Source organism: Fenollaria sp. (genome assembly GCF_057222035.1).
This window is the reverse complement of the sequence record NZ_JBXXYC010000001.1, coordinates 376,300-399,655: the sequence shown is the minus strand read 5'-3', so window position 1 is coordinate 399,655 and position 23,356 is coordinate 376,300. Positions and strand designations below refer to the sequence as shown.

Annotated in this window: 24 protein-coding genes and 1 riboswitch; all 24 genes read left to right on the top strand. The window is 33.7% G+C overall.

Annotation, left to right across the window (positions count from 1 at the left end):
* Positions 1–57: 57 nt before the first annotated feature.
* Positions 58–1,188: a rod shape-determining protein RodA gene (rodA, locus tag AC2UOP_RS02045; RefSeq protein WP_484832452.1), complete on the top strand. Its 1,131-nt coding sequence runs from the start codon at positions 58–60 to the stop codon at positions 1,186–1,188.
* Positions 1,185–2,081: a tRNA epoxyqueuosine(34) reductase QueG gene (gene queG / locus AC2UOP_RS02040; RefSeq protein ID WP_484832451.1), complete on the top strand. Its 897-nt coding sequence runs from the start codon at positions 1,185–1,187 to the stop codon at positions 2,079–2,081. Before rodA ends, queG begins: the two co-directional genes overlap by 4 nt.
* A gap of 13 nt (positions 2,082–2,094) precedes the next feature.
* Positions 2,095–3,285, top strand: a complete 1,191-nt coding sequence (locus tag AC2UOP_RS02035; RefSeq protein WP_085840127.1) for a glycine C-acetyltransferase — start codon at positions 2,095–2,097, stop codon at positions 3,283–3,285.
* Positions 3,285–3,587, top strand: a complete 303-nt coding sequence (locus tag AC2UOP_RS02030) for a DUF503 domain-containing protein (protein WP_019213635.1) — start codon at positions 3,285–3,287, stop codon at positions 3,585–3,587. Before AC2UOP_RS02035 ends, AC2UOP_RS02030 begins: the two co-directional genes overlap by 1 nt.
* Positions 3,568–4,215 carry an endonuclease III gene (nth, locus tag AC2UOP_RS02025; RefSeq protein WP_480019661.1) on the top strand — a complete coding sequence of 216 codons (648 nt, stop codon included), beginning with the start codon at positions 3,568–3,570 and terminating at the stop codon, positions 4,213–4,215. The genes AC2UOP_RS02030 and nth overlap by 20 nt, the downstream gene beginning before the upstream one ends.
* Complete coding sequence (locus tag AC2UOP_RS02020; RefSeq protein WP_484832450.1) at positions 4,212–5,630, top strand: VanW family protein; 1,419 nt, start codon at positions 4,212–4,214, stop codon at positions 5,628–5,630. The genes nth and AC2UOP_RS02020 overlap by 4 nt, the downstream gene beginning before the upstream one ends.
* Positions 5,627–6,445, top strand: coding sequence for a Cof-type HAD-IIB family hydrolase (locus AC2UOP_RS02015; protein ID WP_484832449.1), 819 nt, complete (start codon positions 5,627–5,629; stop codon positions 6,443–6,445). The genes AC2UOP_RS02020 and AC2UOP_RS02015 overlap by 4 nt, the downstream gene beginning before the upstream one ends.
* A 9-nt stretch (positions 6,446–6,454) precedes the next feature.
* The gene (locus tag AC2UOP_RS02010) at positions 6,455–6,922 is read left to right on the top strand and encodes a tRNA (cytidine(34)-2'-O)-methyltransferase (protein WP_484832448.1); all 468 of its coding nucleotides are present in this window, start codon (positions 6,455–6,457) and stop codon (positions 6,920–6,922) included.
* A 9-nt stretch (positions 6,923–6,931) separates the two neighbouring features.
* Positions 6,932–8,533, top strand: coding sequence for a Na/Pi cotransporter family protein (locus AC2UOP_RS02005; RefSeq protein WP_484832447.1), 1,602 nt, complete (start codon positions 6,932–6,934; stop codon positions 8,531–8,533).
* A 117-nt stretch (positions 8,534–8,650) separates the two neighbouring features.
* Positions 8,651–8,749: riboswitch (glycine riboswitch) on the top strand.
* Positions 8,750–8,901: 152 nt separating this feature from the next.
* Positions 8,902–9,843: a thioredoxin-disulfide reductase gene (gene trxB, locus AC2UOP_RS02000; protein ID WP_484832446.1), complete on the top strand. Its 942-nt coding sequence runs from the start codon at positions 8,902–8,904 to the stop codon at positions 9,841–9,843.
* Positions 9,844–9,895: 52 nt separating this feature from the next.
* Positions 9,896–10,210, top strand: a complete 315-nt coding sequence (trxA, locus tag AC2UOP_RS01995) for a thioredoxin TrxA (protein WP_019213627.1) — start codon at positions 9,896–9,898, stop codon at positions 10,208–10,210.
* 56 nt (positions 10,211–10,266) lie between these two features.
* Entirely contained in the window at positions 10,267–11,553 is a 1,287-nt protein-coding gene (locus AC2UOP_RS01990; protein ID WP_484832445.1) for a glycine/sarcosine/betaine reductase component B subunit, read from the top strand.
* A 47-nt stretch (positions 11,554–11,600) separates the two neighbouring features.
* Positions 11,601–12,077, top strand: coding sequence for a glycine/sarcosine/betaine reductase complex selenoprotein A (gene grdA / locus AC2UOP_RS01985; protein ID WP_083304710.1), 477 nt, complete (start codon positions 11,601–11,603; stop codon positions 12,075–12,077).
* A gap of 34 nt (positions 12,078–12,111) precedes the next feature.
* Complete coding sequence (grdB, locus tag AC2UOP_RS01980) at positions 12,112–13,422, top strand: glycine reductase complex selenoprotein B (RefSeq protein ID WP_484832572.1); 1,311 nt, start codon at positions 12,112–12,114, stop codon at positions 13,420–13,422.
* Positions 13,423–13,542: 120 nt separating this feature from the next.
* Positions 13,543–15,084 carry a glycine/sarcosine/betaine reductase complex component C subunit beta gene (grdC, locus tag AC2UOP_RS01975; protein ID WP_085840133.1) on the top strand — a complete coding sequence of 514 codons (1,542 nt, stop codon included), beginning with the start codon at positions 13,543–13,545 and terminating at the stop codon, positions 15,082–15,084.
* A gap of 10 nt (positions 15,085–15,094) precedes the next feature.
* On the top strand, positions 15,095–16,276 hold the full coding sequence (gene grdD / locus AC2UOP_RS01970) for a glycine/sarcosine/betaine reductase complex component C subunit alpha (protein WP_484832444.1): 1,182 nt from the start codon (positions 15,095–15,097) through the stop codon (positions 16,274–16,276).
* Between the two features lie 167 nt (positions 16,277–16,443).
* Entirely contained in the window at positions 16,444–17,112 is a 669-nt protein-coding gene (locus AC2UOP_RS01965) for a hypothetical protein (protein ID WP_484832443.1), read from the top strand.
* Positions 17,113–17,181: 69 nt separating this feature from the next.
* Entirely contained in the window at positions 17,182–18,105 is a 924-nt protein-coding gene (gene pyrB / locus AC2UOP_RS01960; protein ID WP_484832442.1) for an aspartate carbamoyltransferase, read from the top strand.
* On the top strand, positions 18,105–18,527 hold the full coding sequence (locus AC2UOP_RS01955) for an aspartate carbamoyltransferase regulatory subunit (protein WP_070599912.1): 423 nt from the start codon (positions 18,105–18,107) through the stop codon (positions 18,525–18,527). The genes pyrB and AC2UOP_RS01955 overlap by 1 nt, the downstream gene beginning before the upstream one ends.
* Positions 18,511–19,395, top strand: coding sequence for an orotidine-5'-phosphate decarboxylase (gene pyrF / locus AC2UOP_RS01950; RefSeq protein WP_484832441.1), 885 nt, complete (start codon positions 18,511–18,513; stop codon positions 19,393–19,395). The genes AC2UOP_RS01955 and pyrF overlap by 17 nt, the downstream gene beginning before the upstream one ends.
* On the top strand, positions 19,388–20,137 hold the full coding sequence (locus AC2UOP_RS01945) for a dihydroorotate dehydrogenase electron transfer subunit (protein ID WP_019213615.1): 750 nt from the start codon (positions 19,388–19,390) through the stop codon (positions 20,135–20,137). The genes pyrF and AC2UOP_RS01945 overlap by 8 nt, the downstream gene beginning before the upstream one ends.
* Positions 20,130–21,032: a dihydroorotate dehydrogenase gene (locus AC2UOP_RS01940; protein ID WP_484832440.1), complete on the top strand. Its 903-nt coding sequence runs from the start codon at positions 20,130–20,132 to the stop codon at positions 21,030–21,032. The genes AC2UOP_RS01945 and AC2UOP_RS01940 overlap by 8 nt, the downstream gene beginning before the upstream one ends.
* Positions 21,032–22,174, top strand: coding sequence for an NAD(P)H-hydrate dehydratase (locus tag AC2UOP_RS01935; RefSeq protein WP_484832439.1), 1,143 nt, complete (start codon positions 21,032–21,034; stop codon positions 22,172–22,174). Before AC2UOP_RS01940 ends, AC2UOP_RS01935 begins: the two co-directional genes overlap by 1 nt.
* Positions 22,175–23,350, top strand: coding sequence for an alanine racemase (gene alr / locus AC2UOP_RS01930; protein WP_484832438.1), 1,176 nt, complete (start codon positions 22,175–22,177; stop codon positions 23,348–23,350).
* Positions 23,351–23,356: the final 6 nt, after the last annotated feature.

Below are 23,356 nucleotides of genomic sequence, written 5' to 3'. Positions count from 1 at the left end.
TTCTTGACTTAGAGAAATATTTATTTTATAATAAATATGTATGCAAAGGAGAAAAATATGATTAAAAAACCTAAGTTAAGAATAGATATAATTTTAGTAATGTCAATACTGGCGCTACTTGCTTTTGGCACCATCATGGTATATTCAACTACACTATCATTTGCAAAGCCAGTACAAAACGGCTTAATGAAAACACATTTTTTGTCTTTAGCATTAGGACTAGTTGTGATGTTTACTTTGATGATAATCGATTACAATATATGGGGCAAGCTATACCTTTTTATATATGCTGGATGCATCTTATTATTAGTGGCAACACTTATATTTGGAAAAACTGTTCACGATGCGAAAAGCTGGATACAAATAGGATCTAGATTTTCATTTCAGCCATCAGAGTTTGTAAAGGTAGGTTTAATAATATCACTTGCAAAGTACATAGATAAAAATATAGAAAATTTAAATAATCCATTTGTTTTGCTTAAAATACTTGCATTTGCATTCTTACCAGTATTTTTGATTCTTTTACAACCAGATTTTGGTACAGCAATTGTATATGTATTTTTCATTTTCATAATGATATTTTCACAAGGAATTTCTTTAAAATATGTTATGTACGCTATAGGTTTAGGAATTTTATCGATACCAGCATTATGGTTTTCAATGAACCAATATCAAAAGAACAGAATATATGACTTTCTTGATCCAACAAGAGATGCTATGGGCTCAGGTAGACAAGTTATTCAAGGCAAAATCGCACTAGGCTCAGGCAAACTTTTTGGCAGAGGTTTATTTAAGGGTACACAAAATTTATATAAATACGTTCCAGAAAAACATACTGACTCAATCTTTGCTATAGTAGGTGAGGAAACTGGCTTTTTAGGTGGAGCGATAATGATACTTTTATATTACACCATGTTAAGAAGAATGCTTATTATAGCTAAGAGTTCTGACAATGTTTTTGGTTCCGCAATGGTATCAGGATTTTTAGGTATGTTTTTATTTCATATAGTGCAAAATATAGGTATGATACTAGGAATTTTACCAGTTACAGGAATTCCTCTACCATTTATAAGCTATGCAGGAACTTTCCAATTAACAGGCCTTGCGTGTATAGGTCTAGTTCTTTCTGTTAATTATAATAGAGGGGCAAAAAGATTTACTGACGATAGTTTTGAATTATTAAAATGATTATAAAACACAGTGAACTTGATAAATTAATAAAAAAATACAGCGTTGATGCATTTAGGATTACCGATGCATCAAGATTAGATTTGCTTGGAGATGCATCAAATGAATTTACTAAGTACAATAAGGAAGAAAGATTAAATCCAAAAACTCTTTTTCCGAATGCTAAAAGTATAATTGTTTTTGGTTTAAGTTATAATTATAAAAAAGCTAAGAGAAAAGAAGGATCTTATTTATTATCAAGGTCATCTTATGGATATGACTATCATAAAATTTTCAAGGAAAAGCTTGATAAAATTGATAAAGAATTATTTTTAGATGAGAAAAGTGAAAGTCATGTCTTTGTTGACACGGGTCCTTTGATTGAAAGACTTCTTGCAAAAAAATCAGGCTTAGGATTTTTAGGTAAAAACACCTGCATTATTAATCCAAATTTGGGCTCTTTTATCTTTATTGGGTATATAATAAGTAATGAGCCTAGTGATTTTTATGATGAAAGTCTAAAAATTGATTGCGGCACATGTGATATATGTGAGAGAGCTTGTCCAAATAGAGCACTTTGCGGCTATAAGATGCAGATGACAAAGTGTTTATCGTATATCACTCAAAAAAAGGGCGACTTAAGTGAATTTGAAAAGAAAAATATAAAGACTTACATATATGGCTGTGACATTTGCCAGGAAGTTTGCCCTTACAATAAAAATGCCAAAAAAGTTTATCATGAAGAGTTTCATGAATCAGATAACTATGGACTTGTATATAAAGATGACTTTAACTTAAGCAATAGAGAATTTAAAGAAAAATATAAAGCTATGGCAGCCTTATGGAGAGGCAAAAAAATTCTCGAAAGAAATGCAAATATTATAGATAATAATAAAAATGATATAGTCAAATGAAAGGAAGGGTATTATGTCAAATGTACACGAATTAGGATTTTTAAAAGACAAAATCCAAGAGTTAAAAGATCAAGGAGTTTATAGAAAATTACCTATATTAAGCTCACCTGATGACGCTGAAATTATTTTAAATGGTAAGAAGGTAATAAACTTATCATCAAACAACTACTTAGGTTTTGCTAATAACCCTAGAATTAAAAAAGCTTCTATCGCAATGGTAGAAAAATACGGAGCAGGCTCAGGAGCTGTTAGAACCATAGTTGGTAACATGGATATCCATGAAGAACTTGAAAAAGTTTTAGCAGAGTTCAAAAGAGAAGAAAGAGCATTCATCTATCAATCAGGATTCAACTGTAACGCAGGTACAATCCAAGCGGTAACTGAAAAAGGCGACTTAATCATCTCTGATGAATTAAACCACGCTTCAATCATCGACGGCTCAAGACTTTCTAAAGCAGATAGAGCAATATTTAAACACTCTGATATGGATAGCTTGGAAGATGTTTTAAAAGAAAAGAGAAAAGATTATAGAAACGTTCTTATTATAACTGACGGTGTTTTCTCAATGGATGGAGATATAGCTAAGCTTCCTGACATCGTTGATTTAGCTGAAAAATACGAATGTATGACTTACGTTGACGACGCTCACGGATCAGGAGTTCTTGGAGAAAATGGTAGAGGTACAGTTGACCACTTCCATTTACACGGAAGAGTTGATTTCTCAATCGGTACTTTATCAAAAGCTATTGGCTGTATCGGTGGTTATGTAGCTGGCTCAGAAACTATGTATGAATGGCTTATCCATAGAGCAAGACCAGTATTATTCTCAACAAGCTTAACACCAGCATCAGTTGGAGCTATAACTGAAGCTATCAAGATGCTAATGGAAAGCAGTGAATATACTGATAAACTTTGGGATAACGCTAGATATTTCAAGGAAAAACTAGGCAAGCTTGGCTTTAATACTGGTCACAGCGAAACACCTATCACTCCAGTTATTATTGGCGAAGAAGCAAAAGCTATGGAATTCTCAAGAAAATTACTTGAAAACGGAGTATTCGTTTCAGCTATAGTATTCCCAACAGTACCAAGAGGAACTGGTAGAGTAAGATGCATGGTTACAGCAGCTCATACAAAAGAACAACTTGATGAAGCATGCAGAATATTTGAAAAAGTAGGAAAGGAAATGAACATTTTACAATAATGTTCGTTACGAATATGCTTATCAGCATAACTATATATGATGCTTTGAGCTTAAAAGATAAACGCATGGTTGTTAAATCCATCGTAGAAAGAATAAGGTCAAGGTTTAACGTCTCTGTTTGTGAAGCTGCAGACAATGATAAGTGGCAGGTAAGTGATTTAGGATTTTCCTTCGTTTCAAATGAAAGTAAATATAACGAGAAAACTATCGAGAAAATTATAAACTTTATCGATAATGACGATAGGGTTGAAATTACAAACATAGATAAAGAGATGTATAGTTATGAAAAAAGTATTAAATAAAAAAGAAGTAAATACAGTTTTGGACATACTGCGTCAGGATTATCCCGACGCAGGTCCTGAGCTGCATTTTAGAAATGAATTTGAGCTTTTGATAGCAACGATATTATCAGCTCAAACAACAGATAAGCAAGTCAATAAGGTTACTGATGTGATGTTTCAAATCATGCCAGAACCAGTTGATTACATAGAAAGACCTCTTTCTGAAATTGAAGATATGGTCAAGTCCATAGGCTTTTTCAGAAATAAGGCAAAAAACATACAAAAGACTTGCGATATATTAGTACATAAATACGATAGCCAGGTGCCAAAAACGTTTGAAGAGCTAGTAGAATTACCAGGAGTAGGAAGAAAAACTGCCAATGTAGTATTATCAAATGCTTTTGGCGAACAAAGGATAGCTGTTGACACTCATGTATTTAGAGTTTCAAACAGAATTGGTTTAGTTCATGAAGATAATGTATTGGATACTGAAAAAGCACTTATGAAAAAGCTTCCAAAGGACACTTGGTCACTTGCTCATCATCTTTTGATATTTCATGGAAGAAGAGTATGCAAGGCACAAAGACCATTGTGCTTGGAATGCGATTTGAGCGAGATTTGTTTATATAGAAGGGGAATGGATAAATGAAAAAAGGATTAGCAATATTTATAGTCCTAATATTAATTTTAGGCGGAGGATATTTTGGATACACAAAATATAAAGAGCTTAAAAGGATAGAAGCTATGGAAGAAGCACTACAAGGAGATAATATTTACTCAGGCATCACCATTGATGGAATTGATGTTGGAGGACTTTCAAAAGAAGATGCAAAAGAAAAAATTCTTACAGCAAAAGCGAGTGAATTAGAAGGAAAAAATATCAACGTAACTGTTGAAGACAAAAATTATAACTTTGAGTTAAAAAATCTAGATCATAAGATGGACGTTGATAAAGCAATTAACGAAGCATACGATTATGCAAGAGAAGGAGAGCTAGAAGAAAGATATAATAAATTTGAAGCACTTAAAGAAAATCCACTAAATATTAATATCGATAAAGAAATTGATTACTCACATGTTGATGAATTTGTATCTAAAATTGCTAGCGAAACTAATTCAGACGCAGTAAACGCAGAATTTAGCGTGAGTAATGGCAAAATAACTTCTACTGAGAGTAAAGAAGGAAAAAAATTAAATTCAGAAAAATTAAAAAATGATATAATTGATGCTATAAACAATAGTAAAGAAACAGTTACTGCAAGTGTTGAGACTATTGAACCAGAGAAAAAACATTCTGAGTTAGAGAAAATCAATGGACTTATAGGCTCATTTACAACAGATATCAGTACTAGCTCAAATGAGAGAAAGACAAATATAAGAGTATCATCAGATACTGTTTCAAAGAAATTATTGCTTCCTGGAGAATCTTTCAATTTTAATAATGCTATAGGAGACGTAACTGCAGCAAAAGGTTATAAAAATGCGCATGTATTAAAGGGCGGAGAATATGAGGATGGCCTAGGAGGAGGTATGTGTCAAACTTCAACAACACTATATAACGCTCTTATAAGAGCTGGAGTTAAAATCATTGAAAGACACCCTCATTCAAGAGCAGCTGCTTATGTACCAAAGGGACAAGATTGTGCAGTTTGGAGAGGAACAAAGAATTTAAGATTTAAAAATGATTTTGATTTTCCTATATATATAGACTCAAGTGTGACAAAAAACAAAGTAACATTTTATGTATATGGAGACAAAACTAAAAAAGATTACGATATAAGCTTCAAATCAGAGATAGTTGAAGTAATTAAATCTGAAACCATTGAAAAAGTTGATACTAGCCTTAAACCAGGAGAGAGAGTAGTTGATTTCAAGGGTTATGATGGATATAGAGTAGTAACTAATAAAATTATTACTAAAGATGGAAAAGTTATTTCAAATAAACAATTTACGAAAAACTATTATCCAAAGAGAGATACAATAGTTAGAGTTTCTGAAAAATCTGCAGATATTGATAGCTCTGGCCAAGATAGTGGGAATAACGATGCGGTGATTTTGCCATGATAGATATAAAAATACTTGCCTTCGACATGGATGGCACCTTATTAAATAGTGAAAAAATGGTGAGTAGAGGCACATCACTGGAGCTTGAAAGATTAAGTAATAATGGAGTTGAAATAGTTCTCTCAAGCGGTAGACTTTATAAATCAATCGAAGCTTATGCACACATATTGCCATTTAAAACTTCAATAGTAGCCACAAATGGAAGTGTGGTCACAGACTATGAAGGCAGAAGGGTTTATGAAAAACCAATCGATACAGATGCTTTTATAAAAGTTGTTGACTTATTATATGATTATAAGATGAACTTTCATTTTTACGGAGTGAATGAGTTTTATAGGCTTAAGGGAACTACATCACTAAACACATACTCAAGAGTACCTAAAAATATAAAAGATACTATAGATATAATTGAATATAATAACATAAAAGAAATTAAAGAGTCATGCGAGAACAATTCTTATTTTAAAGTATTACTAGTAGAAGAAGATAAAAAATATATTGAAGAAGTAAGACAAGAGCTAAGCAAAATTGACAAGATTAAAATATCAAGTTCTTGGACTAATAATATTGAAATTGTTCCAGAAGGTGTAAATAAAGCTAGATCATTAAAATATCTGTGTAAAAACTTAGGACTAGATCTAGATAATTTAATGTCCTTTGGAGACAACAATAATGACATAGAAATGATAGAAGAATCGAAAGTTGGTGTTGCTATGAGTAATGCTACTAACGAGTTAAAACAAAAAGCAGATTTCATAACTGATTATGACAATGATCATGACGGCATAATGAAATTCTTAAAACAATATTTCTAGGAGGAACTCATGGCGATCAATATAGTTTTACATGAACCAGAGATACCGCATAACACGGGAGCGATAGCGAGAACTTGCGTTTTAACAAACTCAAGATTGCATCTGATTAAGCCGTTTGGCTTTGATTTAGACGACAAACATTTAAAAAGAGCTGGTCTTGATTATTGGAAGTATCTAGATCTTACAATATATGAAGATTTAGACGATTTTTTCGAAAAGAATAAAGATATAAATTTTTATTTGGCAACCACAAAGACCAATAATATTTATTCTGATATTAAATTTAAAGATGGCGACTTTATTTTCTTTGGTAAAGAAACAGCTGGTTTACCAGAGGATTTGATTAAAAAATATAGCGAAAGAGCAATAAGAATACCAATGATTAAAGATTTAAAAAGATCGTTAAACCTGGCAAACTCTTGTACGGTTATATTGTATGAAGCATTAAGACAGCTTGATTTTATGAATCTAATATAGGTGATGAAGATGGATTATTTATTAGGACTTATGGGCGGTCTTGGTTTATTCCTATACGGAATGAGCCTTATGGGAGACGGACTTCAAAAGGCAGCAGGAAACAAATTAAAAAATATTATTGGCGCTTTAACTAAAAATACCTTCATGGGTATATTAGTTGGTACTGTAGTAACAATGATTATACAAAGCTCATCAGCTACTACAGTTATGGTTGTCGGCTTTGTAAACGCAGGACTTATGAACCTATATCAAGCAGTTGGAATCATCTTTGGAGCAAATATTGGTACAACAATCACAGGCCAAATGCTAGCTCTAAATATTTCTAGATACGCACCAATAGCGATATTTATCGGTGTTTTATTATTTATGCTTGGTAAAAAGAAAAGAATAAAAAGTTATGCAGAAATTGTTTTAGGACTTGGCATACTATTCTTTGGTATGGCAGCTATGGGCGATGCGATGAGGCCATTAGGAGAAAGCGCAGTTTATGCTAATTTAATGGCAAAATTAACTAATCCGTGGTTAGGACTTTTAGTCGGTCTTGTAATGACGACAATACTTCAATCATCATCAGCTGCGCAAGCAATAATACTTGCACTTGCATCACAAAACATTATTAATATGCACATAGCTTTCCCAATATTATTTGGACAAAACATAGGAACGACAACAACAGCACTTATTTCAAGTATTGGCGCAAGTAGAACAGCAAAGCAAGCGGCATTTATTCACTTTATTTTTAATGTGTTTGGCTCCATAGTATTTTTACTTTTCTTAAAGAATCCAATAGAAGCTTATGTAGTCAATACTTTTAGTTCAGCTACAACACAAATCGCTATGGCACATACATTCTTTAACGTGATAAATGTACTTTGGATGATGCCATTTGCTAAAGTTTTGGTTAAGATTGCGCAAAAACTTATACCAGAAAGTGACAATAAAGAAGACAAGCACGCTATACACCTAGACTATCGTATATTAACTACACCAGGTTTAGCCATAGGAACAGTTGTGGACGAACTAACAAGAATGAATGATTTAGTTTTACAAAATATAGAAGATTCAAGAAATTTGTTAATTAACAAAAAGATTGAACTTATGGAAGTTATTTATGATAGGGAAGATCTGATAAATAGCTTACAAAAAGAAATTATAGATTATTTAGTAAAAGTATCAACATCAGGACTATCTAAAGAGCAACATGAAACAGTTGACGATTTGTTCTTTATAGTAAATGATATTGAAAGAGCGGGAGATCATGTTAAAAATATAACTCAACTAAGTGAAGAAAGAATAAATATGGATATACATTTTACAGGCGAGGGCAAAAAAGAACTTAACGAAATGTATGATTTAACTGTAAAAGTATTTACACTTACAATGGAAGCCTATAGGTCTATGTCTGAAGATATGGCGTATGATATAGTTGAAGTAGAAAAGAATATAGACGTATGCGAAAAAGAATTTAGAGAGAAACACTTTAGAAGACTTATGTCAAACGAATGCGAAGAAGAGCAAGGCATTATATTCTTAGATACAATATCGAACCTTGAAAGAATAGGTGACCATGCAGACAATATCGCAGGATATGTATTAAAACATTTTGAATAAATTATAAAACTATAGAATAATAGCAAAGATTTTTTAATTCAGATATAAAAAAATAAAATACAGAAAAGCTTGCAATTTTATACTATTTGTAGTATAATATAGTTAGTAAAGAACTGGACGACAGATGCGGGAGAGAACGTATGTCACCGAAGGGTAAAGAATTTGAGCTCACTACTCTAATTCAAAAGTCTCAGGTAAAAGAACCGTATTTTGACAGTACTCTGGAAAGCTTTTAGCACCGATGGAGCAATCTTGTTTAAGAGAATCTCACAGGTTATAGACAGAGAACAAGAGTGGCTTGTTTTCTGTTTTTTAATTTACGGACAATTTGTTAATAAACAATATGTAGTATAAGGAGGAATATCATAATGTATGATGTAATTATTATTGGAGGAGGCCCTGCAGGACTTGCAGCTGGCTTATACGCTTCAAGAGCAAGACTTAAAACTCTTATCCTAGAAAAGGAAAAAGCAGGCGGACAAATAGTTATAACTGATGAAGTTGCTAACTATCCTGGTTCAGTTGAAGAAGCTTCAGGCCCAAGCCTAATTAAGAGAATGAAAGATCAAGTAGACAGCTTTGGCGCAGAATTCGTTATAGACACAGTTGAAAAACTAGAACTTAACGATAAAGTTAAAAAAGTTGTTTGCAAAGACAAAACTTATGAAGGCAAAACTGTTATAGTTGCTACAGGCGCTACACCAAGAAAGATTGGTTGCCCAGGCGAACAAGAATTCACAGGCAGAGGCGTAAGCTACTGTGCAACTTGCGACGCTAACTTCTTTGAAGACATGGAAGTTTATGTTGTTGGTGGTGGAGACTCAGCTTTCGAAGAAGCAATGTATCTATCTAAATTTGCTAGAAAAGTTACACTTGTTTACAGAAAAGGTAAAGATGAAGCACGTGCAGCTGAAAGTATTAAGGAAAAAGCATACAAGAATCCAAAACTTGACTATATCTGGAACGCAACAGTTGTAGAAGTAAAAGGTGATGGTATTCTAACAAGCATAGTACTTGAAGATACTAAGACAAAAGAAAGAAGAGAAATATTTGCTGACGAAAACGACGGAACATTTGGTTTATTCGTATTCGTAGGATATACTCCAAAGAACGATATTGTTGAAGGCATCCTTGATATGGAAGGCGGATACATTGTAACAGATGAAAATATGCACACAAATATACCTGGAGTATTTGCAGCTGGAGATAATAGGAAAAAACAATTAAGACAAGTTGTAACTGCAACAGCTGATGGTGCTATAGCAGCTACACAAGCTGAAAAGTATATTAACGAGCACTTTGCAGACTAATAGTCTGAAGTATAAATTAAAGAATTTAAAGAAATTTTAAGGAGGAATCGTAATGTTAGAAGTAACAAAGGACAATTTCGAACAAGAAGTTAAACAAGCTGAAGGATATGTATTAGTGGATTTCTGGGGACCTACATGTGAACCATGCAAGGCTTTAATGCCACACATCCACGCTATGGAAGATGAATTCAAAAACGTTAAGTTCACTTCATTCGATATTTCAAAAGGAAGAAGATTAGCAATTGGCGAAAAAGTTATGGGTTTACCAGTAATTGCTATCTATAAAGATGGTTCTCAAGTTGATTCAAGAGTTAAAGAAGACGCTACTAAAGAATCAGTTAGAGAAATGTTAGAAAAATATAACTAAAGTTTATTTACTATTATATAGTTAAATATATTTAAAATTTTAAGGGAGGTGAGATTATGCGTCTAGAAATAGGCAACGTGCTTATTAAAGATGTTCAATTCGGCCAAGAGACAAAGGTAGAAAATGGAGTTCTATATGTAAATAAAGAAGACATCATCAACCTTTGCAAGGAAGATGAACACATTAAATCTGTAGACGTAGAAATCGCTAGACCGGGAGAAAGTGTTAGAATCACACCGGTTAAAGATGTTGTTGAACCAAGAGTTAAAGTTGAAGGACCTGGCGGAGTATTCCCTGGAATTCTTTCAAAAGTTGATGTAGTTGGTTCAGGTAAAACAAACGTTCTTAAAGGTTGTGCAGTAATGACAACAGGTAAAATTGTTGGTTTCCAAGAAGGTATTGTCGACATGACAGGCCCAGGTGCTCAATATACACCATTCTCAAAAACTAACAACATCGTTGTTATTGCTGAACCAATTGATGGTTTAAAGCAACACGAACATGAAAAAGCTCTAAGATATTGTGGATTCAAGACTGCAGCTTACTTAGCAGAAGCAGCAAGAAACTTGACTCCAGATGAAACAGAAGTTTATGAAACATTACCTTTAATGGAAGGTGCTGAAAAGTTCAAAGGACTTCCAAGAGTTGCATATGTTCAAATGCTACAATCTCAAGGACTTCTACATGACACATACGTTTATGGTGTCGATGCAAAACAAATAGTTCCTACAATTTTATACCCAACTGAAGTTTTTGACGGAGCTATAATCAGTGGTAACTGCGTATCATCATGCGATAAGAACCCATCTTATGTACACATGAACAACCCAGTTGTTAAAGAATTGTACAAAGAACACGGTAAAACTATCAACTTTGTTGGTATGATTATCACTAACGAAAACGTTTATCTTGCAGATAAGGAAAGAAGCTCAAACTGGACTGCTAAATTAACTAGATATCTAGATCTTGATGGAGCTGTTGTTTCACAAGAAGGTTTTGGTAACCCAGATACAGACTTAATCATGAACTGCAAGAAGATCGAAGGTCAAGGCGTTAAGACTGTAATCATTACAGACGAATACGCTGGTAGAGACGGTGCTTCTCAATCATTAGCGGACGCTGATAAGGCTGCAGATGCAGTTATTACTGGCGGTAACGCAAATGAATTAATTGAACTACCTAAGATGGACAAAGTTATAGGTCGCCCTGAATTTATCGATACAATCGCAGGTGGATTTGACGGTTCATTAAAGGCTGATGGTTCAGTAACAGTTGAAATCCAAGCTATAACAGGAGCTACTTCTGAAGTAGGTTTCGGATATTTAACAGCAAGAGGCAAATAATTAATTAAAAATTTTAAAATTACAAATTAGGAAAGGAGAGTTTTTGAATGTCAATATTTAATGAAAATTCAAAAGTTGTTATAATTGGCGACAGAGACGGTATTCCTGGTCCTGCTATGGAAGAGTGTGTAAAGACAACTCCAGCAGAAGTTGTATTCTCAGCTACTGAGTGTTTTGTCTGAACAGCTGCAGGCGCTATGGACCTAGAAAACCAAAACAGAGTAAAAGAAGCCGTAGATAAATACGGTGCAGAAAACATCATAGTTTTACTTGGTGGAGGAGAAGCTGAAACAGCAGGCTTAGCAGCTGAAACTGTTACAGCAGGTGACCCTACATGGGCTGGTCCTTTAGCCGGAGTCTCGTTGGGACTTAAGGTATACCATGCATTAGAACCTGAATTTAAGGAAAGTGTAGATGCAGGTGTTTATGACGAACAAATAGGCATGATGGAAATGGTATTAGACGTTGACGCTATTACTAGTGAAATCAAAAATATCAGAGATGAGTACACTCAATATAAATAGTGCCCAAAAATTTTAGTAAAAGGGGGGAAATATGATGAGTAAATTAAAAGTAGTTCATTATATTAACCAATTCTTTGCCGGTGTTGGTGGAGAAGAAAAAGCTGATATAAAACCTTACGTTGAAGAAAAGGTTATGGGTCCTGGTATGGCTTTAAATGGCCAATTCAAAGGAGAAGCTGAAATTGTTGCAACTATAGTATGTGGTGACTCATATTTCGGAGAAAACATAGAAGAAGCAAAAGCAGCTATACTAGAAATGGTTAAAAAATATGAACCGGATCTATTCATCGCAGGACCTGCATTTAACGCAGGAAGATACGGTGTAGCTTGCGCTACAATTACTGACGCAGTACAAAATGAACTTGGAATTCCAGCAGTAACTGGTATGTACGTTGAAAACCCAGGTGCTGATATGTTCAAGAAATCAGTATATATAGTAAGCACAAAGAACAGTGCAGCTGGTATGGTTGACGCTGTTCAACACATGGCTCCATTAGCTCTTAAATTAGCTAAGAAAGAAAAGATCGGTACTCCAGCAGAAGAAGGATACATCGAAAGAGGAGTAAGATACAATCTATTCGTAGAAGAAATAGGAGCAAAAAGAGCTGTTGACATGATGCTTAAGAAGTTAAAAGGCGAAGAATATGTTACAGAATATCCAATGCCTAACTTCGACAGAGTTGATCCAAATCCAGCTATAAAAGATATGGCTCACGCAACTATCGCTTTAGTTACATCTGGCGGTATTTGTGCAAAAGGAAACCCAGATCACATCGAAGCATCATCAGCTTCTAAATACGGAAGATATGACATTACAGGTGTAGACGCATTCACAAGTGAAAATGCTCAAACAGCACACGGTGGATATGACCCTGTATATGCAAACGAAGATCCAAACAGAGTTTTACCTCTTGATATCATGAGAGAATTTGAAAAAGAAGGTAAAATTGGTAAGTTATACAATGCATATTTCACAACAGTTGGTAACGGTACTGCCGTTGCAAATGCTAAGAAATTTGCATCAGAATTCTCAAAAGAATTAGTTGAAAACCATGTTGATGGAGTTATATTAACTAGTACATGAGGTACTTGTACACGTTGCGGTGCAACAATGGTAAAAGAAATTGAACGTGCAGGAATCCCTGTAGTTCACATGTGTACAGTAGTTCCAATTTCATTAACAGTAGGTGCTAACAGAATAGTTCCTACAATAGCTATTCCACATCCTCTTGGAGATCCAAAACTTGATCATGATGAAGAAGTTTCTCTAAGAAGAAAATTAGTTGAAAAAGCATTACATGCTTTAGAAACTGAAGTTGATGGACAAACTGTTTTCGATAAATAATTATTTTAGATAATTATAATTCGCCCTTTCAATTAAGGGCGAAGTACATAATTAGTTTATGTCATAGTATTGCTATGTTATAGATAATTCATAATAAAAAAATATTACGGAGGTGTATGGATGAATTATTCAGTATTAAAGGGTGCAGCTTATGTATTGTTACAAGCACCTGATATGGTAATCCACAATGGAACTACACAAACAACAGAAAGAACTCTACATCCAGATTCAGAGTATCTAAAGGCAGTTCCAAAACATTTAAGAAGTTTCGAAGACTGTGTTAACTATTTACCTAACCAAATTTATATAGGTAATGAAGTTCCTGAAAAATTAAGAGAAGTACCTGAGCCATGGCATGAACACTTACTATCTGGCGCAGACAGACACGGTGTTAAAGGTGAAATTCTTCCACAATCTGAACTTATAGGTATGATGAAAGTTGCAGATGTTTTTGAGTTAGTTTTCTTAACTTCAGAATTTACTGATCAAGTTAGAAAAGAATTCGAAGAACATCCGCTAATCAATGATGAATTAATTGCTAGATTAGGAAAAGGTACTGAATTAGCAGAAATTGAAGGCTTAATCAATGATCACGGTGCTGAAGCAATCATGAACGAAGACAAAATTGTTGGTTGCGTAAAGAGAGCGCATGATGTTGACCAAAACTTATCTGCTCACGTAATGTTTGAAAACTTAGTAGTTAAAGCATCAGGTATATTTGCTGCTTTAAACTGTATAGAAAAGAACCACATAGACCCTGCATCAATTGAATATGTGATTGAATGTTCAGAAGAAGCATGTGGCGATATGAATCAAAGAGGTGGCGGTAACTTTGCTAAATCTATAGCAGAATTAACTGGTTTAGTTAACGCATCAGGTTCAGACGTAAGAGGTTTCTGTGCTGCACCAACTCACTCTTTAATTTCTGCTGCTTCTTTAGTACAAGCTGGAACATTTAAGAATGTAATGGTAGTAGCTGGTGGTTCTAGTGCTAAACTTGGCATGAACGGAAGAGACCATGTTAAGAAGGAAATGCCAATAATCGAAGACTGTGTTGCAGGATTTGCATTTGTTGTTTCTCAAAATGATGGAGAACATCCAATAATAAGAACTGATATTGTCGGCAGACATACAGTTGGTACTGGTTCATCACCACAAGCAGTTATCACTTCTTTAGTTACAAATCCACTAACAAAAGCTGGATTAAAAATCATAGATGTAGATAAATATTCAGTAGAAATGCAAAATCCAGATATAACAAGACCAGCTGGAGCAGGTGACGTTCCTGAAGCTAACTTTAAGATGATAGGAGCTTTAGCTGTAAAGAATGGCGAAATCGAAAGAACTGCACTTCCTGATTTTATCGTTGAACATGGTATGAAAGGTTGGGCTCCAACTCAAGGCCATATACCTTCAGGAGCACCTTATCTTGGATTTGTTATAGATGATATCAAGAGCGGAGCAGTAAAAAGAGCTATGATTGTTGGTAAGGGAAGCTTATTCTTAGGTAGAATGACAAACCTATTCGACGGTGTATCTATAGTAATCGAAAAGAACCCAGGAAAGGTTAGCGAAGAAGGTGCAGCATCTGAAGAAACTATTAAGAAATATGTTGCAGATGCAATGAGAGATTTCGCTAAATCATTCACTGAAGAAAATTAGAGGTGACGATATGTCAGACAACATTAAGAAAATGATTGGACAAGTTTTTAATGACATCGCAGATGGATTAGAAACTGGTTCATTCGGTAAAAAAGTACGTGTTGGCTTAACAAGTTTTGGTAGCGAACATGGTACTGAAAACTTAGTTAAAGCTGCAGAACTTGCTCAATCTAGAGATTCTTCAATAGAAGTTGTTCTTATCGGTCCTAAAGCAGAAACAAATTTAACTCAATATGAAGTTTCTGATGAAGATCAAGGATATAAGAAGATGGAAGAACTACTAGATGCTGGAGAGATAGATGCATGCGTTACTATGCATTACAATTTCCCAATCGGAGTATCAACTGTTGGTAGAGCAGTAACTCCTGGATTTGGTAAAGAAATGCTTATAGCAACAACTACAGGAACATCTTCTGCACACAGAGTAGAAGCAATGGTTCTTAATGGTATCTATGGCTTAATAGTAGCTAAAGCATTAGGTAATCAAGATCCAAGTCTTGGTATACTAAATGTTGACGGAGCTAGACAAGTTGAAAGAGCTTTTAAACAATTAAACGATAACGGATTTAATATAAAATTTGCTGAGTCACACAGAGCTGATGGCGGAGATGTAATGAGAGGAAACGACTTATTACAAGCTTCATGCGACGTTGTAGTTAATGACTCACTAACAGGTAACATCCTTATGAAGATGTTCTCATCATTCACAACAGGTGGATCATATGAAGCTAATGGTTTTGGATATGGACCTGGTATTGGCGAAGGATTTGATAGAACTATCCTTATAGTTTCTAGAGCATCAGGAGTTCCTGTTGTAGCTAACGCTTTAACATATGCTGCAGGCCTTGTTAAAGGTAATTTACACAAGGTAGCTAAGAAGACTTTTGAAGCAGCTAATGCAGCTGGCTTAAAAGATGTTTTAGCATCATTAAATAAAGCAAATGAAAAGAAAGATGACGGACCAAAGGAAGCTGTTGCAGCCCCACCAAAGGAAGTTGTTGAAGAAGCTATTGCTGGTATCGATATACTAGAACTAGAAGATTCAGTACAAGCACTTTGGAAAGAAGGCATCTATGCTGAAAGCGGTATGGGTTGTACAGGACCAGTTATCATGGTAAGTGCGAAGAACCTTGATAAAGCTAAAGAAGTTTTAACAAAAGCTGGATATATAACAAGTGATGCAAATTGCTAATAAAATGAGGCGCAAGCCTCATTTTTTTATGCAAAAATTTTATGATAATTATGTGATTAATTTAGTTTATTGAAAATATTGCAAAAAATATATATGTTTTAGCATAAATATATTATAAAAGGTATGAAAAACTTATGATTTAATGGTATAATATACTTGGTGATACTATGGAAAAAAATAAACAATACTTTAATGAATATATTATGGACCTAAGATCTATTATAGAATTATCAAGTTTTTCTTTAATGATACTTAATTTTATTTTGCTACCTGTATCTAAGGTACATAGGCTTGATATAGCTTTAAGCGTATCATTAATTTTTTATTACTTAATCATAAGACCAAGAGTTAAGGACACACAAACATTTTATGTCTTTAGAATTATAGCTAGCAACGCAACTAGAAGAGCTTTTTTGCACTTTATCATAATTCGCTTACTAGTTAAAAGAAGTCTTGATGTTTATACTAATCATTATTTTATTAAATATACTATAATTATGACGATTATATTTATAATGTATATAATTATTCTTGCATATATCAGCAATGCTAAATTAGCTAAGAAAGAAAAGTTTTTTAAGAATTTCAAATACAATGATAAATTATTAATTGAAAATTATACGCTTGAAAATTTCGAGAGCTTTAAATATTATAATAATTTAAGTGCTCTTTATTCTGATGATAATACTAATAGTGAACTTATTGATATGAGGTATAATTATCTTATGTCAATACTTTCCAAGCAAGAAGATGATGAAGAACTAGAGAAAATTAGACTTGATATCATTAAAAAGATTGACGAAGCATACAAGTTTATAAAATTTGAAAAAAAGTAAAAAAAGTTCTTGACTTTTAATTTTATTAGTAGTATGATTATAAAGATAAAAAAATATAGGGAGGATATTATGCTTAAGGGAAGAAATTATATTGATCCGGAAGATCTAAGCCTAGAGGAGCTAGATGAGCTATTTGATCTAGGTAAAGAAATTGTAAAAAATGAAAAGGATTTTATTCACGTTTGTGACGGTAAAATCCTAGCTACTCTATTCTATGAGCCCAGCACGAGAACCAGATTTTCATTTGAAGCCGCTATGTTAAGATTAGGCGGAGGTGTTATTGGTTTTTCGGAGCCGGGCTCTAGTTCTGTAGCAAAGGGCGAAACACTAGCAGATACATTAAGAACTGTTAGCTGCTACTCAGACATCATTGCTATGAGACATCCAAAGGAAGGTGCTCCTCAATATGGACACAGCGCATCTACAGTACCACTAATTAATGCAGGCGATGGCGGACATCAACATCCAACTCAAACACTTACAGACCTATTTACAATACTAAGCGCTAAAGGCAAATTTGATGGTATGACTATAGGTTTATGCGGTGACTTAAAGTTTGGTAGAACAGTTCACTCACTAATCAAGGCAATGTCTAGATATAGTAATAACAAGTTTGTACTTATATCACCAGATGAATTAAAAGTTCCAAACTACATCAAAGAACAAGTTCTTGATAAAAAATCTATACCATATACAGAAGTAGAAAGACTTGAAGATGTAATTGATGACCTAGACGTACTATACATGACTCGTGTGCAAAAGGAAAGATTCTTCAATGAAGCTGACTATGTAAGATTAAAAGACAGCTACGTACTTGATCTTGAAAAACTTAAAAATGCTAAGAAAGATTTAGCAATTCTTCATCCACTACCAAGAGTTAATGAGATAGCAGTTGAAGTTGACGACGATCCAAGAGCTTGGTATTTTAGACAAGTAAAGAACGGTATGTATATAAGAATGGCACTTATAGCAAAGTTATTGGGGGTTAAATAATGTTAAGTATTAATAGTATTTCAAAGGGAATAGTTATAGACCACATACAAGCTGGACATGGCATACAAATATTTGAATATCTTAATCTTAGAGAAGCTGATTATACTGTAGCTTTAATCATGAACGCTCACAGCGAAAAGATGGGCAGAAAAGATATGATTAAGATAGAAAATGAAATAGACCTAGATTTATCTGCACTAGGCTTTATAGATCCAAACATCACAGTAAATGTTATCAAAGATGAAAAGATTGAAAGAAAGATTAATCTAACTCTTCCAGAACTTGTTGAAGGCGTTATAAAATGCAAGAATCCTCGTTGTATAACATCTGTTGAAAGAAATATACCACATAAGTTTGTCTTAGTTGATAAAGAAAAAGGCAAATACAAATGTGCATACTGTGATCATGTTTATGGCGAATAATATGATTATAGATAGATTATTTGAAGAAGTTCAAAAATTGGGCCCAATCTGTGTCGGTTTAGACACAGATTTGTCCTATATTCCAGAACATTTAAATAGTATAGAAAGTATTGCAGATAGAGTATTTAAGTTTAATAAAGATATAATCGACTCAACAGAGGATTTAGTCGCTGTTTATAAACTTCAAATTGCATACTATGAAGCACTAGGTGTTGAAGGACTTATGGCATACAAAAAAACTCTTGAGTATCTAAGAGGAAAAAATAAATTAAGCATAGGTGACATCAAAAGATCTGACATTGCTAAGACTGCTGAAATGTATGCAAAAGCACACTTTGAAGGAGATTTTGAAGCAGATTTTATCACTCTTTCACCATTTATGGGATATGACAGTATAAAACCATATCTAAGTTATTTGGAAAGTGGAGAAAAAGGAATATTTGTTTTACTAAGAACTTCAAATCCTGGCGCTTTAGATATAGAATACCTTGAAAGTAAAGGCGAAACATTGTATAATATAATAGGAGACAATCTTGATAAGATTGCTGAAAAATACATTGGTGACTACGGATACTCATCTCTAGGTTTCGTTGTTGGTGATAATATCATGGACAGCGGCGAGCAAGATGATATAAGAAAGAGATTCCCAAGAACATTTTTCTTAATTCCAGGTTATGGCGCTCAAGGCGGAAAGGCTTCAACTGTTAGAAAATTACTAAATGAGCTTAACGGCGGAGTTGTAAACTCATCTAGAGGAATAATAACAAGTCATATTAAGCACAAAGATGAAGCTGATTATGATGATAAAAATTATACAAAATATATTAGAGAAGCTGTTTTAAAGATGAAGGAGGATATTTGTGGCTAGAAATGCATACAAAGAGGGTACGATATTAGAAAATAATCACATTATTGATAATATCTACGTTTTAAAAGTTAGTGGACCGTTTGAAGGTGCACCTGGACAATTTTATATGATTAAATCTTGGCAAGGAACAGACCCTCTTCTAGCTAGACCTATAAGCATCTATGATATAGATGAGGATGGCAATATCTATCTACTTATAGCAAATGTTGGCAGAGGAACAGATATTATGATGAAGCTTAAAAAAGGCGATAAATTATATCTTCTTGGACCACTTGGAAATAAGTTTCCTCTACCTAATAAAGATGAAAAAATAGCTTTAGTTGGTGGCTCTGTTGGCATAGCGCCTCTAAAGTACCTTGCTAGATCTATACAAAATATTACTAAAAATATAGATTATTATGCTGGTTTTAGAGATAATCCATATCTTATTGAAGATTTCGAAGAATATGTTGAAAACACATACATATCTACTGAAAGCGGAAAAGTTGGCTATAAAGGCTACATCATAGACATAATTGAGAGTGAAAAATATGATAAGATTTATACATGCGGACCATTCCCAATGATGAAGGCTTTATTATTAAAGGCTCACAATAGAAATAAAGTCTTAGTTAGCATGGAATCAAGAATGGCGTGTGGTGTTGGTACATGTAGAGGATGCAGTATAAAGACTAAGGTTGGTATGAGACGCGTTTGTAAGGACGGTCCAATATTTGGAGGAGGTGTGTTTTTAATTGACTGATTTAAGAGTTAAAATAGCTGATATTGAATTTAAAAACCCACTTATAGCTGCGAGCGGTACCTTTGGTTTTGGTAAAGAGTATGAAGAATACTACGATATCTCAAAACTAGGTGGCGTCTCAACTAAAGGACTTACACTTAACCCAAAAGACGGAAATGAAGGCGTTAGACTTTTTGAAACACCAAGTGGCCTTATGAATAGCATCGGCTTAGAAAATCCAGGCATACAAGCTTTTATAGATAAGGAACTAGATTTTTTACTATCAAAAGATCTTATCACACTTGTAAACATTGGCGGCAATAACATAGAAGATTATCTAGAAGCAGTTAGTTTAATATCTGAAACAGAGGCTCAAATGATAGAGCTTAATATTTCATGCCCAAATGTTAAAAGCGGTGGAATGGCTTTTGGTATAAAAACATGCGTTGCAAAAGATGTGGTTAAAAAAGTTAGAGACATAACAGATAAACCACTTATAGTAAAACTTTCACCAAATGCTAACGATATAGTCGAGATGGCTAAAGCTTGCGAAGAAGTCGGCGCAGATGCACTAAGCCTTGTTAACACATTTAACGCTATGGCTATAGATATAGACAGACGCAAAACTGTTTTTAATAACAAAACTGCAGGTTTATCGGGTCCAGCAATCAAGCCTATAGCTTTAAGAATGACATATGAAGTGGCAAAAGCCGTTAATATACCAGTTATTGGCATGGGAGGCATCAGAAATTACACAGATGTCATCGAATTCATCATGGCTGGCGCAAGTGCAGTTCAAGTAGGAACTATGAACTTTACTGAGCCTATGATTATGGCAAATATGGTAGAAGATTTAGAAAAATACATGAACGATAATAAGATAGAAAGTTTTGAAGAGATTAGAGGAATAATTTAATGAGTATAGGCGTAGATATACTTGAAATATCTAAAATTAGAAAATTAATGAAAAATGAAAAGTTTTTGAATCGCTTCTTTAGTGATGCAGAGATAAGCTATATAGAATCATCAGCTAAGGCTGATGAAACTTGTGCTGGAATTTTTGCGGCTAAAGAAGCTATTATTAAGGCTTTGAACGGTAATTTAGCTGGCTTACAATATAAAGATATCTCTATAGAGAGAAAAAACGATGTACCATTTGCTTATGTGAATGGTATAAATTTTTTTGTCTCAATATCACACGACGGTGGCTATGCCATAAGCGTTGCAGGTACTGACGAAAATACTTATAAAATAAATATTGATGATGAATTTAAAATATTTAAAAAGAGGAATGATTTTACACATAAAGGCGATTACGGGAAGCTTGCCATATTTGCTGGTTCTTTGTCTATGACTGGAGCGCCTTATTTTGCGTCGCTCGCTGCGATGAGGACTGGCTGCGGTCTATCTTATTTATACATTGATAAGGATATACAAGATATACTTAGCGTGAAGCTTTCTGAAACAATAATTAGAACTAATGATAATTATGATTTAGCTGATATGGACGCTGTGCTTTTTGGACCAGCGTGGTCATTCTTTGATGATAGAGATAAAATTTATAAAGATATAATTGCTTCAAATAAAAAACTTGTGATCGATGCAGATGGTCTTCATTATTTAAAGAAGTATGCAGATAAATTAGCTTATAGAGCTGTTATCACACCGCATTTTGCTGAGCTAGCAAGACTATTAGACGTTGACATAGAAAAAATTATAAAAGATCCTAAAAAATATGCGCGAATCGCTAGTGATAAATACGAAGTGGTGGTAGTTTTAAAAGGTCACAATACTATTGTCATGGATAAAGATATTGAATACATAAATAATACAGGAAATCCTGGAATGGCGACAGCAGGTTCTGGTGATGTACTATCTGGAATTATAGCATCGCTTATTGCTCAAGGCTTTAAAGTCTTTGACGCAGCAAAGTTCGGAGTATATCTACATGGCTTAGCAGGGGATCTTGCAAAAGAAAAATACACAGAATATTCTTTAATAGCAAGTGATATAATCGAGTTTATACCCAAGGCTATTAAGTTGATGGAGGTAAAATAAATGAATGGCAATAGAGCCGCTTGGCTTGAAATTAATTTAAACAATCTTGAGTACAATATCAATTCTATTAAAAAAGCTATCAAACCTGAAACGAAGATTATGCCAGTTATTAAGGCTGATGCTTATGGTCATGGAGCTGTAGCTCTTGCAAAATTTATGGAAGGCTTAGGTATTGACAGATTTGTTGTATCCGTTGCAAGCGAGGCTATGGAACTTAGAAAAGCAGGCATTGAAGAGGATATACTTATGCTTAACTACTTAGAGGATAATTATTTAGAAGAAGTAGTTAAATATAATTTAACGAGCGCCATATTTAGCTATGAAAAGGCAAAAAAACTTAGTGATGAAGCTATAAGACAAAACAAAGTGGCTAAGATACATATCGCTTTAGATACTGGTATGTCAAGGATTGGCTTTCAAGCAGATGAAGTCCACAGAGCAAAGTCTGTAGAAGATATTTTAAAGATTTCAAAACTTGAAAATATCGATATAGAAGGTATATTTACACATTTTGCTAATGCTGACATAAAAGACAAGACTTTAACAGAAAAGCAATATGATAACTATAAAAAAACTGTATCCATGCTCGAAGATTCTGGACTTAAAATAAGGATAAAACACGTTTCTAACTCAGCATCCATCATGGATTTAAAAGAATTAAACCTTGATTATGTTAGAGCAGGCATAATTCTTTATGGTTACTACCCATCGGATGAAGTTATAAAAGAAAATTTACCTTTAAAAAAATTAATGCAATTAAAAGCATGCATATCAAACGTTAAAGAGATAAAAGCAGGAGAAGGTGTTAGCTACACTTTTTCTTTCATTGCTGATAAAAAGACTAAAGTTGCTACTATTCCAGTAGGTTACGCAGATGGAGTAAGAAGACTTTTACAAAACAAGCTAAAGGTTTTATACAAAGATAAACTTTTAAACAGCATTGGAAACATTTGTATGGATCAATTTATGGTTGATGCTACAGGAACAGATGCTAAAATTGCTGATATAGTAACCATCATAGGTGACGGTACTAACAAGGCTATGACTTATGATGATATTGCTAAAATTGAGGGCACTATTAATTATGAAGTGCTAACAGATATGAAAGATAGAATTTCTAGAAAATATTATTATAATGATAAAGAAATAAGCTCACATAATTATAAAGATATATAGCTTAAA

Coding starts and splice junctions, on each gene's coding strand:
- rodA (WP_484832452.1), top strand. CDS start 58: ATGATTAAAAAACCTAAGTTAAGAATAGATATAATTTTAGTAATGTCA.
- queG (WP_484832451.1), top strand. CDS start 1,185: ATGATTATAAAACACAGTGAACTTGATAAATTAATAAAAAAATACAGC.
- AC2UOP_RS02035 (WP_085840127.1), top strand. CDS start 2,095: ATGTCAAATGTACACGAATTAGGATTTTTAAAAGACAAAATCCAAGAG.
- AC2UOP_RS02030 (WP_019213635.1), top strand. CDS start 3,285: ATGTTCGTTACGAATATGCTTATCAGCATAACTATATATGATGCTTTG.
- nth (WP_480019661.1), top strand. CDS start 3,568: ATGAAAAAAGTATTAAATAAAAAAGAAGTAAATACAGTTTTGGACATA.
- AC2UOP_RS02020 (WP_484832450.1), top strand. CDS start 4,212: ATGAAAAAAGGATTAGCAATATTTATAGTCCTAATATTAATTTTAGGC.
- AC2UOP_RS02015 (WP_484832449.1), top strand. CDS start 5,627: ATGATAGATATAAAAATACTTGCCTTCGACATGGATGGCACCTTATTA.
- AC2UOP_RS02010 (WP_484832448.1), top strand. CDS start 6,455: ATGGCGATCAATATAGTTTTACATGAACCAGAGATACCGCATAACACG.
- AC2UOP_RS02005 (WP_484832447.1), top strand. CDS start 6,932: ATGGATTATTTATTAGGACTTATGGGCGGTCTTGGTTTATTCCTATAC.
- trxB (WP_484832446.1), top strand. CDS start 8,902: ATGTATGATGTAATTATTATTGGAGGAGGCCCTGCAGGACTTGCAGCT.
- trxA (WP_019213627.1), top strand. CDS start 9,896: ATGTTAGAAGTAACAAAGGACAATTTCGAACAAGAAGTTAAACAAGCT.
- AC2UOP_RS01990 (WP_484832445.1), top strand. CDS start 10,267: ATGCGTCTAGAAATAGGCAACGTGCTTATTAAAGATGTTCAATTCGGC.
- grdC (WP_085840133.1), top strand. CDS start 13,543: ATGAATTATTCAGTATTAAAGGGTGCAGCTTATGTATTGTTACAAGCA.
- grdD (WP_484832444.1), top strand. CDS start 15,095: ATGTCAGACAACATTAAGAAAATGATTGGACAAGTTTTTAATGACATC.
- AC2UOP_RS01965 (WP_484832443.1), top strand. CDS start 16,444: ATGGAAAAAAATAAACAATACTTTAATGAATATATTATGGACCTAAGA.
- pyrB (WP_484832442.1), top strand. CDS start 17,182: ATGCTTAAGGGAAGAAATTATATTGATCCGGAAGATCTAAGCCTAGAG.
- AC2UOP_RS01955 (WP_070599912.1), top strand. CDS start 18,105: ATGTTAAGTATTAATAGTATTTCAAAGGGAATAGTTATAGACCACATA.
- pyrF (WP_484832441.1), top strand. CDS start 18,511: ATGTTTATGGCGAATAATATGATTATAGATAGATTATTTGAAGAAGTT.
- AC2UOP_RS01935 (WP_484832439.1), top strand. CDS start 21,032: ATGAGTATAGGCGTAGATATACTTGAAATATCTAAAATTAGAAAATTA.
- alr (WP_484832438.1), top strand. CDS start 22,175: ATGAATGGCAATAGAGCCGCTTGGCTTGAAATTAATTTAAACAATCTT.